We start from the raw sequence: 15,035 nt of genomic DNA, 5'->3' as shown, positions 1-15,035 counted from the left end.
GGGGCGTCGCCGTCGGTCGGATTTCGCGCGTCCGTCAGGGGTCGTCGCCGACGCCGTCGCCCTGGAGGCGCCGGGCGCCGAGCGCGAACAGGCCCAGCCCGATCAGGTAGAGCCGCCACCCGCTGTTCGCGACCGGGAACCGGCGGTCGACCGGCTCCGCGACGTCGAGGTCGGGGTCGCGCGGCTGGACCGGGTTGTCGACGTGGACCGACTCGCTGGTGCCGCCCGCGCCCGCGTCGACGGTCCGGCTCCCCGTCTCCGGGTCGATCCGCACGTCGACGAACGTCTGGACGACCCCGTCGGCCGTCGAGTAGAGGATCTGGCCGTCCAGCTGGAAGAAGCGGTCGCGGAGCGGCCAGAGGGCGTTGACCCCGTCGAGGTGGGTCCAGTCGATCGCGACGTGCGCGAAGACGTGGACGAAGAGGGCGACCCACGCGACGGCGACCCACCGCGGCGAGAGCCGCTCGCGAACCAGCGACCGCTCTCGGACGCGCGTGTCGTAGTACAGCGCCAGTGCGCCGACGCCGGGGAGGACGAAGTTGTGCCCGACGGTGCGGTGCGCGCCCTCCATGACGACGCCGAGGAAGCTGTCCGCCTCCGGGAGGACGAGGACGACCAGCAGGACCGCGAGCGCCCGCCGGTCGTAGTACGCGCCGAGCAGCCCGGCCGCGAGCAGCAGCGCGAACCCGGCGTGGACGACCGTCGAGGGCATTCAGCGGGGCACCTCCGGGGCGTCCGTCGCCTCGCCGCCACGCCGGAAGCGGACCGCGAGCGTCGCGGCCGCCGCGGCGGCGACGACCAGCTGCCACCCGCCGTCGACGAACCGGAACTCGCGGTCCGCGGCCGGGTCGAGGCCGGGGCGCCCGTCGGGGTTGACCCACGAGGCGACCGGGTCCGCGACCGCGCCGCCGGCGGTCCGGAGCGGCAGGACGCCGGACCCGTCGCCGCAGAGCGCGAGGAACGTCTGGACGACTCCCTCCTGCGTCGAGAACACGAGCCGCCCGCGGACGACGTATCGCGCGTCCTCCAGCGGGTACAGGAGCGCCGCCCCCTCGCCGGCGAACAGCGCGGACCCGATGCCGGCGACGACGAGCGACGCGAGCGCGACCCACGCGACACGCACGCCGCGGCGACCGAACCGGTCGCGGAGCGCCGACGCCGGGCGCAGCGACGCGTCCCAGTAGACCGCGGCGCCGACGAGCAGCGGCGCCCAGACGGCGTGGAGGAGGGCGTTCGTCGCGCCCGGGACGACGAGGCTCGCGGCCGCGTCGAGGGAGGGGACGAGCGCGGCCGCGACGACGACCGCGACCGTCCGCCGGTCGAACGCGCCGCCCAGCAGCGCGGCCGCGAGCAGCGCCCCGACGGCCGCGCTCACGAGCGTCGGAGCCATACCCGTCCTGACGCTCGGAGGCGAATAAGCGCTCCGGGCGGGTCAGCCGCGGTCGTCCGGGTCCGGGTCGGGGTCGGCCGGGTCGGCGTCGAACTGGAAGCCGTCGGCGTCCGGCTCGCCGTCGCTGTCGGCGCCGCGGTCGTCGCTCCCGTCGGGGTCGTCAGCCACCTCGCGGTCGCCGTCGCGCTCGACCGTGACCCGGTCGCCGTCGTCCCCGCCGTCCGACTCGTCGCTCTCCCCGAGCAGCGCGACGGCCATCAGCCGGGCGCCGCCCGCGATCAGGTTCGTCAGGTGGAGGCCGACGAGCAGGCCGACGACCCCGACGCCCGTCGCGAGGGCGGCCTCCGGGGCCGTGTCGATCGCCCACACCGCCGGCTCGCCGTTCACCTCGCCGAACTGCGGCGCGTAGGGGTATCGAACCGGGGCGCCGACGAGCGCGAGCGACCGCGCGAGGACGACGAGCGGCGCGAGCGCCAGCACCGTGACCCAGAACTTCAGCGAGACGAACCCGAGCCCCCGCCAGGTCGACGGCGCCGACAGGTACGCCCCGACGGTCGCGACCGCACCGGCGGAGCCGTCGGTCGCCGGGGCCTGGAGGTCGTCCGGCGCGACCAGGTCGGTTCCGAGCAGGCGGTTCGCCAGCCACCGTTCGAGCCCGGCGGCGATCCGCGAGGCGACGACGGCCCCGATCAGGACGCCGACCCCGACGAGGACGACAGAGAAGACGAGCCCGAACGCGAGCGCGAACGTGACGAACCCCGAGTAGACGACCCAGAGCGGGACCGCGATCAGCAGGTACAGCAGGCGGCGATACGTGCGGCCGTCGGCGACGACGCCGACGACCGGGAGGGCTGCCAGCGGTCGGAGGGAGACCATATCCCGACTGGTTCGCCGCCCGACAAAAATCGATCGCTCGACGGCGGTCGGCCCGCCGCGGGGAGCCGGCTCAGCCGAGGAAGAAGTCGATCGCGTTGCCGGACGACTGGCCCTTGTACAGCTCGGAGTAGCCGCACTCCGCGCAGGAGACGACCACGAACCGTCGGTTCTGGACGTCGAACATCTTGGTGAGTCCCGTGCCGCTGGTGGCTATCTCGTCCGTCTCGGTCTCGGTGCCGCCGCACTTCGGGCAGCCGTCCTCGCCGCCGCCGAGTGACTGCGGCCGGTCGTCGGTCGCCGCCTCGCCGCGGCCGGCGGGCGACCCGCCGTCATCGCGCTCGCTCTCGTCCGTCGATTCGTTGCCGCCGAAGACGGAGTACTCCGTGTTGTCGGTTTCGGAGGGCATCGGTCCCTCCTGCTCGGCCGAGGAGTAAACGTCTTGTGCCGTCGCTAAGCGGACCCGTCGTCATCGTCCTCTCCGTCGCCGAGTTCGTCCGCGAGCGCGTCGGCGACGCCCGTGTAGCCGGCCGGCGTGAGCGCGTTCAGCTCCGCGCGGACCGACTCGTCGACGTCGAGGTCGTCGAACAGCTCGCGGAAGTCGTCGAGCGTCACCGACCGGCCGCGCGAGAGCGCCTTCACGCGCTCGTAGGCCTCGGTGTCGCCCTCGCGGCGGAGGATCGTCTGGACCGCCTCGCCGATCACTTCGGGGGTCGCGTCCAGTTCCTCGCGCATCACAGCCTCGTTCGGGACGACCTTCCCGAGCCCGTCGGCCGCCTTCGAGTAGCCGATCAGGCAGTGCGCGAGCGCGGCGCCGACGTTGCGCTTGACGGTGGAGTCGGAGAGGTCGCGCTGGAGCCGGGAGGCGGTCACGTAGTCGGCGAGGAAGGTGAGGTCCGAGTTCGCCTTCGAGAGGTTCCCCTCGCTGTTCTCGAAGTCGATCGGGTTCACCTTGTGCGGCATCGTCGACGAGCCCGTCTCGCCCTCGACGGCCTCCTGGCCGAGGTAGCGGTCGGAGACGTACAGCCAGGCGTCGAGGTCTAAATCGAGGAGGACGTTGTTGACGCCACGGAGCGCGTCGAACAGCGCCGCGAGGTCGTCGCAGGGGTTCACCTGCGTCGCGAGCGCGGTGTGCTCCAAGTCGAGCCCGCGCACGAACGACGCGGAGAACGCCCGCCAGTCGACGTCGGGGTAGGCGGCGTCGTGGGCCGCGAAGGTGCCCGAGGCGCCGGCGAGCTTCCCCGAGAGGTCGCCGTTCGCGACGACGACCCGCCCGAGCGCGCGGCCCAGCCGCGCCGCGTACACGGCCATCTCCTTGCCGAAGGTGGTCGGCGTCGCGGGCTGGCCGTGGGTGCGCGCCAGCATCGGGGTGTCGCGGTGCTCGCGGGCCAGTTCGGCGAGGGCGTCGCGCACCTCGCGGACGGCGGGGACGATCACCTCGCTCACCGCGTCCTCGACGAGGAGCCGGTGCGCGAGGTTGTTCACGTCCTCGCTGGTGAGCCCGAAGTGGATCCACGGGTACAGCGGCTCGGCGTCGTCGAGGGGCGCGTCGGGGGCCTCCGCGACCTCGGCCAGCCGGACGCGGAGGAAGTACTCGACCGCCTTCACGTCGTGGTTGGTCGCGTCGTACCCCTCGGCGCCCTCGGTCTCTAGGGCCTTGATCAGGCGCGCGTCCTCCGCCGAAAACCCCTCGTACAGCTCCCGGAGCGCCGCCTCGGTCGCCTCGTCGAAGCCGATCGGCGTCGCCGAGAGCGCGCCCAGCGCGACCAGGTACTCGACCTCGACGCGGGTCCGGGCGCGCATCAGCGCGGCCTCGCTCGCGTACGGAGACAGCGGCGCCGTTCGGCCGGCGTAGCGGCCGTCGAGCGGCGAGACGGCCGCGAGCGGGTCCGACCGTGACAGCCCCGAGATGGCATCGTCGGTCATGCCCGCGACTGCCCCCGGAGCCAGCAAAAGCGTGTCGATAGGGTGTCGCACAGACGTGGATCCGAATCCGCCTCGAACCGCCCCAAAACCACTCTCCGATCCCCGATCGTGTACACACACGCGGCGCGGACCGCAATCGATATACCCGATCGGTCGGACGTTCGCGTATGAAGATCGCGGGACTCGCGAGCAACCGGGGACGGAACCTCAGACACATCGCCGACGCCGCGCCCGGCGGGGCGGAGCTGTCGGTCGTCCTGACGAACCGCGAGCAGGCGCCCGTGTTGGGCGCCGCGACCGAGCGCCGGATCCCGACCGAGGTCGTCGAGCGCGAGGAGGGGGAGTCGCGCGCATCACACGAGCGCCGGATCGTCGAGCGGCTCTCGGACTACGACGTGGACCTCGTCTGCCTGGACGGCTACATGCGCGTGCTCACCGACGAGTTCCTCGACGCCCTCCCGACGACGCTGAACGTTCACCCGTCGCTGCTCCCGTCGTTCCCCGGGACGGACGCCCACGAGCAGGTCCTCGACGCCGGCGTCCGGACGACCGGCTGTACGGTCCACATCGTCACCGAGGAGGTCGACGCCGGCCCCGTCGTCACTCAGGAGCCGATCCCGGTGTACGAGGACGACGACGCCGACTCGCTGAAGGCGCGCGTCCTCCGCGAGGCCGAGTTCACGGCGTACCCGCGGGCGGTCCGCTGGTTCGCCGAGGACCGCGTGACCGTCGAGCGGGACGCCGACGGCGAGCCGGTCGGCGTCGCGGTCGACGGCGACGTGGGCGGCGACTTCCCGGAGCGGCGGTTCGTCTCCGAGGAGCGGTCCGCGTCGCTGCGCTACGGCGAGAACCCGCACCAGGACGCCGCCCTCTACGTCGACGACGGCTGCGAGGAGGCGAGCGTCGTCGAGGCCGACCAGCTGAACCCCGGCGCGAAGGGGATGGGGTACAACAACTACAACGACGCCGACGCCGCGCTCGACCTCGTCAAGGAGTTCGCCGACCCCGCGGCCGCGGTGATCAAGCACACGAACCCCGCGGGCTGTGCGGTCGGCTCGGACCTCGCCGACGCCTACGACCGCGCGCTGCGCACCGACGCGAAGTCGGCGTTCGGCGGCATCGTCGCGCTGAACCGCGAGTGCGACGCCGACACCGCGACCGCCGCCGCCGACTCGTTCAAGGAGGTCGTCGTCGCGCCCGGCTACACCGACAGCGCGCTCGACGTGCTCCGCGACAAGAAGAACCTCCGCGTGCTCGACGTGGGGCCCCTCGGCGAGGGCGACGAGCGCTTCTCCGAGCGGTTCACGGAGAAGCCCATCGTCGGCGGGCGCCTCGTCCAGGAGCGCGACCGACAGTCGCCGACCGCCGACGACCTGGAGGTCGTCACCGAGCGCGAGCCGACCGACGAGCAGGTCGAGACGATGCTGTTCGCGTGGAAGACGCTGAAACACGTGAAGTCGAACGGCATCCTCTTCGCGACCGGCACGGAGACGGTCGGCGTCGGCATGGGGCAGGTCTCCCGCGTCGACGCCGTGACGCTCGCGGCGATGAAGGCCGAGAAGGACGCCGAGGGCAAGTCCGCCGAGGGGGCCGTGATGGCCTCGGACGCCTTCTTCCCGTTCCCGGACGCTATCGAGGAGGCGGCCGACGCGGGCATCGAGGCCGTCATCCAGCCCGGCGGCTCGGTCAACGACGAGGACGTGATCGCCGCGGCCGACGAGCGCGACATGGCGATGGCGTTCACCGGCTCGCGCTGCTTCCGGCACGATTAGCCTTCGCCGACGCCGAGCCGGCTTAGCTCCGTGGACCGCCGTCGGGGTACCAAACGGCCTGCCCCGGCGTGTGGTGGTGCCAGTAGTCGTCCTCGCGAACCAGTCGCGCGTCGCGCCACCGGAACCGAGCGTTTGCGACGTACGAGAACGGGTCGGGCGTCTCGACCGGAGTCAGAAGCGAGCGCTGACAGGCGGTGAAGCCGCGGCGCGTGCGGTCGCTGGTGGACTCGAACCCGTGGTCGACCGCGTCGTCGCCCCGGTCCTCCTCGCGTCGAACGGTCAGTCCGTCGGTCTCGCCCGTCGGCGGCGCGGTCGCGTGCAACGGCTCGTCGAACGACGCCGCGATCCGGACCCCGTCGGCGGCGTAGCGGTCGTCGCCGCCGTCGACGGCGCTCCCGCCGCGGATCGTCGCCCGGATCGTCACCGCCACGCGCGCACGGTCGGGGCCGGGAGCGACGCGGACCGCGTCTCGACGCGTGAACCGGGCGACGCCGTTGCGGCCGTGGACGTAGGCGGGGGCCAGCGCGCGCCCCCGCTCGCCGAAGCCGTCGGGGTACCCCGGCAGCTCCGCGTCGACGTCGCAGCCGGGCCGGGGCGGGTTCAGGACGGCGTCGAGCGCGTCGCCGAGCCCGGCCGGCACGTCGACGCCCTCGAACAGGTGCGTGGCGAGGGCGTCCCCGAACGGGACCGCGGCGGCCACGCGCGTGGTCGGGCCCCAGCTCTCGCTGGCGAGGCCGTACGGTCGCCCGTCGCGGGCGCAGACGTCGGCGAGCGTCGCCTGGGCGTCCCGGCCGACGACCGCGACCGGCGTGGCGCCGCGGAGCGCGGCGAGCGCCGCGTCCGCGTTCGCGTCCGCCGCGGGGAAGACCGCGACGCGGCCGCCGGTCGGGTCCTCGACCGTGAGCGGGTCCGATCCGTCCGGCAGCCGCACGCCGTCGCCGACGTACAGCGGGCCGACGTCGTCGAGGTCGGTCCGTGTCGGCGGCGAAGGCGAGCCGCCGAAACGGGCGTTACAGCCGGCGACGCCGCCGGCGAGTCCGGTCGCGACCGTCGCGAGGAGGGAGCGACGCGAGCGGGGAGGCATGCGCGCTCGTGTACTCCGCCGTGGCACCTCAATCCTCTGGCTCCACGCTACTCCGACCAGTCGCTCGGCACGTACTGGTCGAACTCGGGGTCGGCCGAGCGGGCGAGCGGGCGGAACGCCCGCTCGCCGTCGACCCGGAAATCCTCGATCCGCGACTGTCCGGGCCCGGTGAGGTAGCCGACGTAGGACATGGCGAGCGCGTACGCCGCGTCGTGTCGCGCGGGGTTGACCGGGATGACGGCGTACTCGTTCCGGAGGAGCGGCGGCGGGTCGTCGATGCCGCGGTCGACGTGCCGCGCCAGGGCGCCGTCGCCGCTCACGGCGAGGAAGGTGCCGCGGTCGACGAGCGTGTACGCGCCCGACTGCCGGGCGGCGATCAGCGTGTCGCCCATCCCCTGACCGGTTTCGAGGTACCACTCGCCGCCGGGGTCGACGCCCGCCTCGTCCCAGATCCGTCGCTCGCGGATGTGGGTCCCCGAGCGGTCGCCGCGCGAGAGGAACGTCGCTCCCGCGTCGGCGACGGCCTCGAACGCCGCCACCGGATCGCCTCCCGCGGCGCCCGCGGGGTCGTCGGGCGGCCCGACGACCAGGAAGTCGTTGACCATCACCCGCCGTCGGTTGATCCCGTGTCCCCCCCGGAGGAACTCGTCTTCCAGCGGGCGGGCGTGGACGAGCACGGCGTCGCAGTCGCCGTCCCGGGCGGTCCGCAGCGATGCGCCCGTCCCGCGCACGACCGACTCCACCCGCGCCCCGAACCGGTCGGCGTACCCCCGGTTCAGGACGGGGAGCAGCCCGCTGTCGTACGCCGTCGTGGCGGCCGCGAGCGTCACCGTGCCGCGGTCGGCGGGGCGCTCCTCGGCCCGGGTCGTACAGCCGGCCAGCGAGGCGGCACCGCCGAGGCCGAGCGCCCGCAGGTACTGTCGACGGCGCATGCGTAATGTAGTCGGAATCGTACACACTTCGGTAAGAAGTAATCGGTCGTTGTTTCTATTCGGGAACGCGGTTCGCCCAGATGCGGTCGACCTCCGTCGTCCCGTCGAACCGACAACCCCACGCGGACCGCCGGATCGACGGCGCTTTTTTCTCGGGATCCCCTTGGCTCGGATCGGAGACGACCGTGGCGAACTTCGGCAACTCGGTACGGCTGCTCGGGGACCGCGAGTTCGCGGCGCTCGCCGGGACCGCGTTCGCGCGCAGTCAGGCGTACTCGACGATCCTCATCGCCCTCGCTCTGTACGCCGACCTCTTCGGGACCACCGGGTTCATCGAGGGGCTGTTCGGGACCGCGTTCGCGATCGTTCAGCTGGTCATCGTCCTCCCGCTGGGGCGGAAGGTCGACACCGGGAACGCGAAGCGGTGGCTGCTCGGGGGCTTCCTGATCAACGTCGCCGTCTTCGTCGGCTTCGCGCTGGTCGACAGCTCCGTCCACATCGTCCTCGTGCGGATGGTCCAGGGCCTCGGCGCGAGCGTCCTCTGGATCACGGGCGCGACGGTGATCGGCGAGATCAGCCCGGACGACGAGCAGGGGCGGTGGCTGGGCTCGTACAACCAGTTCGCCTCCTTCTCGTCGCTCGCGGGCGACCTCGTCGGCGGCTACCTCCTGTACGCCTACGGGTTCTCCGAGACGTACCTCGTCTTGACGCTCGTCACGCTCGCGGCGTTCGCCCTGGTGTTCGCGTTCCTGCGCGACAACCCCGGCGGGCGGAAGGATCCCGAGGACGCGGGCGGGATCGAGACGTTCCGGTCGCTGCTCGGGCTCCCGATGCTGCGCGCCTTGGTCTTCTTCCGGTTCACGTTCAGCGTCGGGAAGATGGCGGTGATCATCTTCCTCCCAATCTACGCGCGGACGACGTTCGGCATCTCGGCGTTCGCCATCGGCTGGATCATGGCGGGCGGGAAGCTGACGAAGGCGCTCACGCAGGGGTTCGTCGGCGACCTCACCGACCGCTACGAGCGCACGTACCTGTTCGTCGCCGTCGGCGCGCTCCTGTACGGCGTCGGCACCGCGACCATCCCGCTCGCGGCGTACTTCGAGGGGACCCTCTCGCCCGTCACCGTCTCGTACCTCGGCGACTCGCAGACGCTCGGCGGGGCCTTCTTCGCGCTGTTCGGCGCCTACTCGCTCCTCGGGATCGCCGACTCGATACGCCTCCCGGCCAGCATGTCGCTGTTCGTCAGCGAGGGCGAGGCGTACGACTCCGTCGCCAGCGCGATGAGCCTCCGGTCCGTCTCGTGGAAGGTCGGCCAGGTCGTCGGGCCGGTGCTGGTCGGCGTCACGATGGACGGGACGAGCACGGAAGCCGGGTTCCTCCTCGCGGCCGGGTTCATCGCGTTCGCGACGGTCGGCTTCGCGTGGCAGGCGCGGGGCGCCCACCGCGCGGCCAGCGACCCGGGCCCGGCCGTCCCGAGCGACGACTGACCCGCGCCGGCGCGGCGCACGACGCGCTTACAGCGTGTAGTCGTGTTCGCCGGTCTCGGTCTCTAAGAAAGCCGTCAGCAGGTCTATCGTCGCCTCGACGTCGCCGCCGTCCGCGGTCTCGGTGACGGTGTGGAGGTACCGCGTCGGGATCGAGAGGGCCCCGACGGGCTTCGCGCCCGCCGTGTTCTGGAACCCCGCGGTGTCGGTGCCGCCCGCGGGCAGCACCTCGTGCTGGTGGTCGATCCCCTCGCCTTCGGCCACCTCGGTGAGCCGGGCGTGGACCTTCGGGCTGGTGATCACCGAGGAGTCCTTCAGCTTCACCGCCGTCCCCTCGCCGAGTTCCGTGACGGCGTCAGCGGGGTCGCCGACCTGCGGCACGTCGTTGGCGACGGTCACGTCCAGGGCGACCGCGAGGTCCGGGTCGATGTCGACGCCGAGCGCCCGCGCCCCCCGGAGGCCGACCTCCTCCTGGACCGTCGCCGCGAAGTGGATCGTCACGTCGGGGTCCTCGATGCGCCGGGCGGCCTCCAGCATCGCGAACACACAGATCCGGTCGTCGAGCGCCTTCCCCGTGACCCGGTCGCCCATCCGCGTCGTGGTCTGGTCGAGGGTGACGAGGTCGCCGACGCTCACCGCTTCCTCCACCGCCTCGGCCTCGCGCCCGAGGTCGATGAACACGTCCTTCACTTCGTCGTCCTTCCCCTTCTGCTCCTCCGTGAGCGTGTGCGGTGGGACCGAGCCGATGACGCCCGTCAGGTCCTCGTCGCCGTGGACGGTGACGCGCTGCGCGCGCAGGACGCGGGCGTCGAACCCGCCGAGCGGGTCCACCTGGACGAACCCCTCGTCGGTGACGTGGCGGACCATGAACCCGATCTCGTCCATGTGGGCGGCGACGGCGACCGAGTAGTCCGAGTCGCCCTCGACCGTGCCGACGACGTTGCCCATCGCGTCCGTCCGGACGCGGTCGACGCTCTCGGCGAACTCGCGGCGGACGACCTCGCGGACGTCGTCCTCGTAGCCGGGGACGCCGCGGGCCTCGGTCAGCTCTCGGAGCAGGTCGAAGTCGAAGTCGAACTCGCGTGGCATGTCGGCACGTGGCCGCGCCAGCGACAAAGGTCCGCAGGATCCGGCACGACCGTCGCCCTTCGGGGGCGAGTATTCAACCGTAAATATGTTTATCGTTGTTCCGCAACCCTTTTGCGGGCGCTCGCGGGATTGGACGTGTATGAGCGACGTGAAAGCGGAACTCCGCGAACAGTTCTTAGAGGCCTTCGGCGGCGCCGACTTCCCCGTCCAGAACCAGATGGACCTCGTCCCGGCGCTGCCGGACGGCCCGGCGACGAAGTTCGAGGCCGGCGACGTGAGCTTCACCGCGATGGAGATGGCCGCGAAGCTCGGCAGCGAACAGGAGTTCCCCTACGACACCGCCGAGGAGCTCGTCGACGACATCCTCGACGGGCTCGAGTCGAAGGGGATGATCTGAGTCGGCCGGTCCCGCGAAACGCCTCTTCTCGCCGCACCGCTCCCGTCCCGTAGCCCCCGCTCCGGCGGGAGGTTGATTACCGCGGAGCCGCTACGGCGGGTGTGTTCGCCGATCTCACGACGCTGGTGCCGCGGTGGGTCCTCTGGGGGGTCGGCCTCGGGGCCGTCGCCACCGCGCTCGTCGCGCTCGCGTTCTACCTCGGGGACCGGTTCGTGCCGGCCCCGGCCGCGGCGACGGGTCGCCGCGGCGCCGCGGGCGACGAGCGCCGCCGCCGCGAGATCCGGACGTACCTGGAGGCGGCGGGCGAGCGCTTCGCCGAGGATCACGCGATCGACGAGGTGACGGTCCCCTTCTACCTCCCCGAGCGCGGCGTCGCCATCACCTTCGACGCGCACGACTACTTCCGGCTGGAGGGCGAGGGCGTCTACACAGTCCTCTGCGAGCACGAGATGCCGGGCCGCGGGCTCGGTCGCCGGCTCCCGTTCGACGTCGACGAGCCCGACTGGGCGACCGGCGAGTCCGCCGGGTCAAGCGCGGGGCACGCCGGGCGCTTCGGCGGCGACCGGTTCGGTCCCGCGACCGGGACCGCCGGCCGGCCCGACCCCGTCGGCGACGCCTTCGACGAGCTGGGCCTCGACCGCGACGCCGACCTCGACGCGGTGAAGGGCGCCTACCGCGAGCGCGTCAAGGAGACCCATCCCGACCAGGGCGGCGACGAGGAGTCGTTCCGCCGCGTCCGCGAGGCGTACGCGACCGCCCGCAACCACGCCGACGGCGGGCCGGCGGACCGCGGCGGCGCGCGCCGCGAGCCCTCGGCCGGGTACGGCCGGTGACCGACCGCCGCCCCGACGCCGCGGGCCCGACCGCGTTCGCCGACGCCGCGTTCGCGGAGCGAGCGGTCTACCTCCGCGCCCACGACGCGCTCGTCCTCGCCGACCTCCACGTCGGCCGCGGCGAGGCCTCGGCCGTCTCGCTCCCGCTGGGCGAGCGAGCGGACCTCGCCGACCGCCTCGACGCGCTCCTCGACCGGTTCGACCCCGAGACGGTCGTCGTCGCGGGCGACGCGGTCCACACCTTCGACCGGGTGACAGACAGGGCCCGCGGGACCCTGAACGCGCTCCGCGACCGCTGCGAGGCGAGCGGTGCGACCTTCGAACTCGTCGCCGGCAACCACGACGCCGCGCTCGCCGACGCCTGGGACGGGCCGGTCAGCGAGGAGCTAGTCCTGAACGGCGACGACTCCGACGGCGACCCCGCCGGCCCGCCGCGGACCGTCGTCCGGCACGGCCACGAGGCGCCCGCGGCCGGGCGCGCGTCGGCGCCCGCCGACCGCTACGTGATCGGCCACGTCCACCCGACGATCGAGATCGAGGGCGACCGGCGCCCCTGTTTCCTCAGCGGCGCCGGGACCTACCACGGCGCCGACCTCCTCGTGTTGCCCGCGTTCACGCGCTTGGCGGCGGGTGTTCCGGTCAACGACGCGGTCCGGACCGGGCTCGACTCCCCGCTCGTCACCGACGCGGCCGCGCTCGCGCCGGTCGTGTACGACCCCGACGCCGGCGCCGCCGACGGCGCAGAGAGCGCGCTTCGGTTCCCGCCGCTGGGCGAGTTCGACCGGTTGTTGTGACCGCCCTGCCGGGTGGGTCGACGCGCGGCACCGCCGCGCCCGCGAGGTCTGCGACGAACGTTTATGTGAATTCCGCGTGAGTTTCTCACGCATGGAAGCCGCGAGACTCCACGAGTACACGGACGACATGAGCGAGGGACTGACGATCGACGAGGTCGACCGCCCGACTGCGAGCGGTCCGGACGACGTGATCGTCGAGGTCGAGGGGGCGGGGTGGTGTCAGACTGACAACCACATCATCGAGGGGATGTGGGCCGAGTACGTCCCGCAGGAACTGCCCATGACCCTCGGACACGAGAACGCCGGCACCGTGGTCGAGACGGGGGACAACGTCGACCTCGTCTCGCCGGGCGACCCGGTGATCTGCCACCCGGTCCAGACCTGCGGCACGTGTCGGCCCTGCCGGCTCGGCGAGACGATGTACTGCGAGAACGACGCGTTCAACGGGCTCACGACCGACGGCGGCTTCGCCGAGTACCTCCACACCAGCGAGCGCTCGGTGATCCCGCTGCCGTCGGGCGTCGAACCGATCGACATCGCCCCGCACGCCGACGCGGGGATCACCGCGTACCACGCCGCGAAGAAGGCCGTCGCGGCCCTCAATCCCGGCGACCACGCCGTCGTCATCGGCGTCGGCGGGCTCGGCCACATCGGCCTCCAGTGCCTCGACGCGATGAGCGCGGCCCGGATCACCGCGGTCGACCTCAAGGAGTCGGCGCTGAACCTCGCGGACGGCTACGGCGCCGACCACCTGATCAACCCGAGCGAGGAGGACGTGGCGGCCGAAATCGAGGGTATCACGGACGGAACCGGTGCGGCGCAGGTGCTCGACTTCGTCGGCGAGGACGTGACGACCGCCTACGCCCCCGAGATCACCGCCGCCGGCGGCGACCACCACATCATCGGGTACGGCGGCCACGTCCACGAGCCGGCGCAGGCGCTGGTGAACGGCGAGTTCTCCTTCGTCGGCAACATCGTCGGCCGGTACGCCGAGCTCCAGGAGCTCGTCGCGCTCGTCGAGCAGGGCGACGTCGACCTCCACACCAGCCGGTACGACCTCGGCGAGATCAACGCGGTCGCCGAGAAGCTCGAACACCGGGAGATCGACGGGCGCGCCGTCATCACGCCCTGAGCCGGTCGGCGGTCCCACGCCGCTCATCGTCGCCCTCGTGTTCGCGCTGCCGACGCTCGCCGGAACGCTGATCGGTCCGCCGGTGATCTTCGTCCGTCGGCGGCACGCGGGCGGGTAATGCGCCGCCGCGACCGCTAACTCCTTGTGACCACGGGCCACACCGATCGCGCATGGACGAGAACGGCGCCGGCGCGTCGGACGGGGGCGACGCGACCGACCCCCTCGCAGGCGAGGACCTCTACCGCGTGCTCGGGCCGGACGGGAGTCCACTCCCCGACGCGTCGGTCCCGGACCTGTCGGACGAGCGGTTCCGCGAGATCTACCGCGACCTGGTGGTCACGCGCCGCTTCGACGAGCGCGCGGTGAGCCTCCAGCGTCAGGGCCGCATCGGGACGTACGCGCCCTGCGCGGGCCAGGAGGGATCGGCGGTCGGCTCGACGCACGCGCTCGCGGCCGACGACCTGATCAGCTACCAGTACCGCGAGCACGGCGCGGTCGTCGTCCGCGACCTCCTCGCCGAGTACCTCCCCTACTGGATGGGCCACGAGTCCGGGACGGAAGCGATCGCGGCGGGCAACGTCTTCCCGCTGAACATCGGCATCGCGGCGCACCTCCCGCACGCGGTCGGCGCCGCGTGGGCGTTCGACCACCGCGGCGAGGACCGCGTCGTCGCCTGCCACTTCGGCGACGGCGCGACCAGCGAGGGCGACTTCCACGAGGCGCTGAACTTCGCGGGCGTGTTCGACACGCCGACGCTGTTCTGCTGTCACAACAACGGCTGGGCCATCTCGATCCCCGAGTCGCGACAGACCGCGAGCGACACGTTCGCGGCGAAGGCGACCGCCTACGGCTTCGACGGCGTCCGCGTCGACGGGATGGACCCGCTCGCGAGCTACGCGGTCACGCGGGAGGCCGCCGAGCGCGCGCGAGGCGAGACGGACGGCGCCGGCGGGGACGAGCCGCGCCCCGTCCTCATCGAATTCGTCGAGTACCGCTTCGGCGCGCACACGACCGCCGACGACCCGGGCGCATACCGCGACCCCGACGACGTGGACCCGTGGCGTGCGCTCGACCCGCTCGACCGCACGGAGGCGTTCCTGCGCGAGACCGGGCGGATCGGCGACGAGGGGGTCGCGGCGATACGCGACGAGGCCGACGAGGTCGTCGCCGACGCCATCGACTTCGCGGAGTCGATCGAGGCCGACCCGCGCGACATGTTCGACCACGCGTCCGCCGAGCTCCCGCCCGAGATCCGCCGCCAGCGCGACGAGCTGCTCGCCGCCGTCGAGGAGCACGGCGAGGGGGCGTTCTCGCGCGAGGAGTGACGCC

The 15,035-nt window shown here is 72.7% G+C and carries 15 protein-coding genes; 7 read left to right on the top strand and 8 right to left on the bottom strand.

The genetic code is table 11. The features are described 5' to 3' along the window. Positions 1-34: 34 nt before the first annotated feature. From EXE48_RS02045 to purB, 5 genes are all read right to left on the bottom strand, one after another. Positions 35-712, bottom strand: a complete 678-nt coding sequence (locus tag EXE48_RS02045; protein ID WP_053772318.1) for a metal-dependent hydrolase — start codon at positions 710-712, stop codon at positions 35-37. After that, on the bottom strand, positions 713-1,390 hold the full coding sequence (locus EXE48_RS02040; RefSeq protein WP_137710657.1) for a hypothetical protein: 678 nt from the start codon (positions 1,388-1,390) through the stop codon (positions 713-715). It lies immediately after the preceding gene. Between the two features lie 42 nt (positions 1,391-1,432). Continuing rightward, on the bottom strand, positions 1,433-2,266 hold the full coding sequence (locus EXE48_RS02035) for a sensor domain-containing protein (protein WP_137710656.1): 834 nt from the start codon (positions 2,264-2,266) through the stop codon (positions 1,433-1,435). A gap of 70 nt (positions 2,267-2,336) precedes the next feature. Continuing rightward, positions 2,337-2,672 (bottom strand): zinc ribbon domain-containing protein, encoded by a 336-nt coding sequence (locus tag EXE48_RS02030; protein ID WP_137710655.1) that lies wholly within the window; start codon positions 2,670-2,672, stop codon positions 2,337-2,339. A 44-nt stretch (positions 2,673-2,716) separates the two neighbouring features. Next, complete coding sequence (purB, locus tag EXE48_RS02025; protein WP_121599082.1) at positions 2,717-4,189, bottom strand: adenylosuccinate lyase; 1,473 nt, start codon at positions 4,187-4,189, stop codon at positions 2,717-2,719. A 167-nt stretch (positions 4,190-4,356) separates the two neighbouring features. Between purB and purN the strand changes: the two genes are divergently transcribed. Further along, positions 4,357-5,961, top strand: a complete 1,605-nt coding sequence (gene purN / locus EXE48_RS02020) for a phosphoribosylglycinamide formyltransferase (RefSeq protein ID WP_137710654.1) — start codon at positions 4,357-4,359, stop codon at positions 5,959-5,961. A 22-nt stretch (positions 5,962-5,983) separates the two neighbouring features. Here the strand turns inward: purN and EXE48_RS02015 are convergent, their stop codons facing one another. Together EXE48_RS02015 and EXE48_RS02010 are read right to left on the bottom strand one after the other, a co-directional pair. Beyond that, the gene (locus tag EXE48_RS02015; protein WP_137710653.1) at positions 5,984-7,045 is read right to left on the bottom strand and encodes a hypothetical protein; all 1,062 of its coding nucleotides are present in this window, start codon (positions 7,043-7,045) and stop codon (positions 5,984-5,986) included. A 47-nt stretch (positions 7,046-7,092) separates the two neighbouring features. Further along, positions 7,093-7,977 carry an ABC transporter substrate-binding protein gene (locus EXE48_RS02010; RefSeq protein ID WP_137710652.1) on the bottom strand — a complete coding sequence of 295 codons (885 nt, stop codon included), beginning with the start codon at positions 7,975-7,977 and terminating at the stop codon, positions 7,093-7,095. A gap of 185 nt (positions 7,978-8,162) precedes the next feature. On the opposite strand from EXE48_RS02010, the gene EXE48_RS02005 reads away from it, so the two are divergent. Continuing rightward, positions 8,163-9,464 (top strand): MFS transporter, encoded by a 1,302-nt coding sequence (locus EXE48_RS02005; RefSeq protein WP_137710701.1) that lies wholly within the window; start codon positions 8,163-8,165, stop codon positions 9,462-9,464. 27 nt (positions 9,465-9,491) lie between these two features. On the opposite strand, the gene EXE48_RS02000 is transcribed toward EXE48_RS02005, so the two are convergent. Continuing rightward, the gene (locus tag EXE48_RS02000) at positions 9,492-10,550 is read right to left on the bottom strand and encodes a M42 family metallopeptidase (RefSeq protein ID WP_137710651.1); all 1,059 of its coding nucleotides are present in this window, start codon (positions 10,548-10,550) and stop codon (positions 9,492-9,494) included. Positions 10,551-10,689: 139 nt separating this feature from the next. Between EXE48_RS02000 and EXE48_RS01995 the strand changes: the two genes are divergently transcribed. The 5 genes from EXE48_RS01995 (at position 10,690) to EXE48_RS01975 (ending at position 15,031) form a co-directional block, all read left to right on the top strand. Next, entirely contained in the window at positions 10,690-10,947 is a 258-nt protein-coding gene (locus EXE48_RS01995) for an MTH865 family protein (RefSeq protein WP_053772327.1), read from the top strand. Between the two features lie 101 nt (positions 10,948-11,048). Further along, positions 11,049-11,780: a J domain-containing protein gene (locus EXE48_RS01990; protein ID WP_053772328.1), complete on the top strand. Its 732-nt coding sequence runs from the start codon at positions 11,049-11,051 to the stop codon at positions 11,778-11,780. Then, the gene (locus EXE48_RS01985; protein ID WP_137710650.1) at positions 11,777-12,574 is read left to right on the top strand and encodes a metallophosphoesterase; all 798 of its coding nucleotides are present in this window, start codon (positions 11,777-11,779) and stop codon (positions 12,572-12,574) included. Before EXE48_RS01990 ends, EXE48_RS01985 begins: the two co-directional genes overlap by 4 nt. 91 nt (positions 12,575-12,665) lie before the next feature. Then, complete coding sequence (locus tag EXE48_RS01980) at positions 12,666-13,706, top strand: NAD(P)-dependent alcohol dehydrogenase (RefSeq protein ID WP_137710649.1); 1,041 nt, start codon at positions 12,666-12,668, stop codon at positions 13,704-13,706. A gap of 170 nt (positions 13,707-13,876) precedes the next feature. Next, entirely contained in the window at positions 13,877-15,031 is a 1,155-nt protein-coding gene (locus tag EXE48_RS01975; protein ID WP_137704046.1) for a thiamine pyrophosphate-dependent dehydrogenase E1 component subunit alpha, read from the top strand. Positions 15,032-15,035 lie beyond the last annotated feature (4 nt).

The sequence above is a fragment of the Halorubrum sp. ASP1 genome, from assembly GCF_005435135.1.
Classification (GTDB): domain Archaea; phylum Halobacteriota; class Halobacteria; order Halobacteriales; family Haloferacaceae; genus Halorubrum; species Halorubrum tropicale.
Note: the sequence above shows the minus strand (reverse complement) of the source record. Positions and strands in the feature narration are given on the sequence as shown.

What these genes read in the sequence shown, in the direction of transcription:
- EXE48_RS01980 (WP_137710649.1), top strand. Translation starts at nt 12,666, where the DNA reads ATGGAAGCCGCGAGACTCCACGAGTACACGGACGACATGAGCGAGGGA.
- purB (WP_121599082.1), bottom strand. Translation starts at nt 4,189, where the DNA reads ATGACCGACGATGCCATCTCGGGGCTGTCACGGTCGGACCCGCTCGCG.
- EXE48_RS02040 (WP_137710657.1), bottom strand. Translation starts at nt 1,390, where the DNA reads ATGGCTCCGACGCTCGTGAGCGCGGCCGTCGGGGCGCTGCTCGCGGCC.
- EXE48_RS02015 (WP_137710653.1), bottom strand. Translation starts at nt 7,045, where the DNA reads ATGCCTCCCCGCTCGCGTCGCTCCCTCCTCGCGACGGTCGCGACCGGA.
- EXE48_RS02045 (WP_053772318.1), bottom strand. Translation starts at nt 712, where the DNA reads ATGCCCTCGACGGTCGTCCACGCCGGGTTCGCGCTGCTGCTCGCGGCC.
- purN (WP_137710654.1), top strand. Translation starts at nt 4,357, where the DNA reads ATGAAGATCGCGGGACTCGCGAGCAACCGGGGACGGAACCTCAGACAC.
- EXE48_RS02000 (WP_137710651.1), bottom strand. Translation starts at nt 10,550, where the DNA reads ATGCCACGCGAGTTCGACTTCGACTTCGACCTGCTCCGAGAGCTGACC.
- EXE48_RS01995 (WP_053772327.1), top strand. Translation starts at nt 10,690, where the DNA reads ATGAGCGACGTGAAAGCGGAACTCCGCGAACAGTTCTTAGAGGCCTTC.
- EXE48_RS02010 (WP_137710652.1), bottom strand. Translation starts at nt 7,977, where the DNA reads ATGCGCCGTCGACAGTACCTGCGGGCGCTCGGCCTCGGCGGTGCCGCC.
- EXE48_RS02035 (WP_137710656.1), bottom strand. Translation starts at nt 2,266, where the DNA reads ATGGTCTCCCTCCGACCGCTGGCAGCCCTCCCGGTCGTCGGCGTCGTC.
- EXE48_RS01975 (WP_137704046.1), top strand. Translation starts at nt 13,877, where the DNA reads ATGGACGAGAACGGCGCCGGCGCGTCGGACGGGGGCGACGCGACCGAC.
- EXE48_RS02030 (WP_137710655.1), bottom strand. Translation starts at nt 2,672, where the DNA reads ATGCCCTCCGAAACCGACAACACGGAGTACTCCGTCTTCGGCGGCAAC.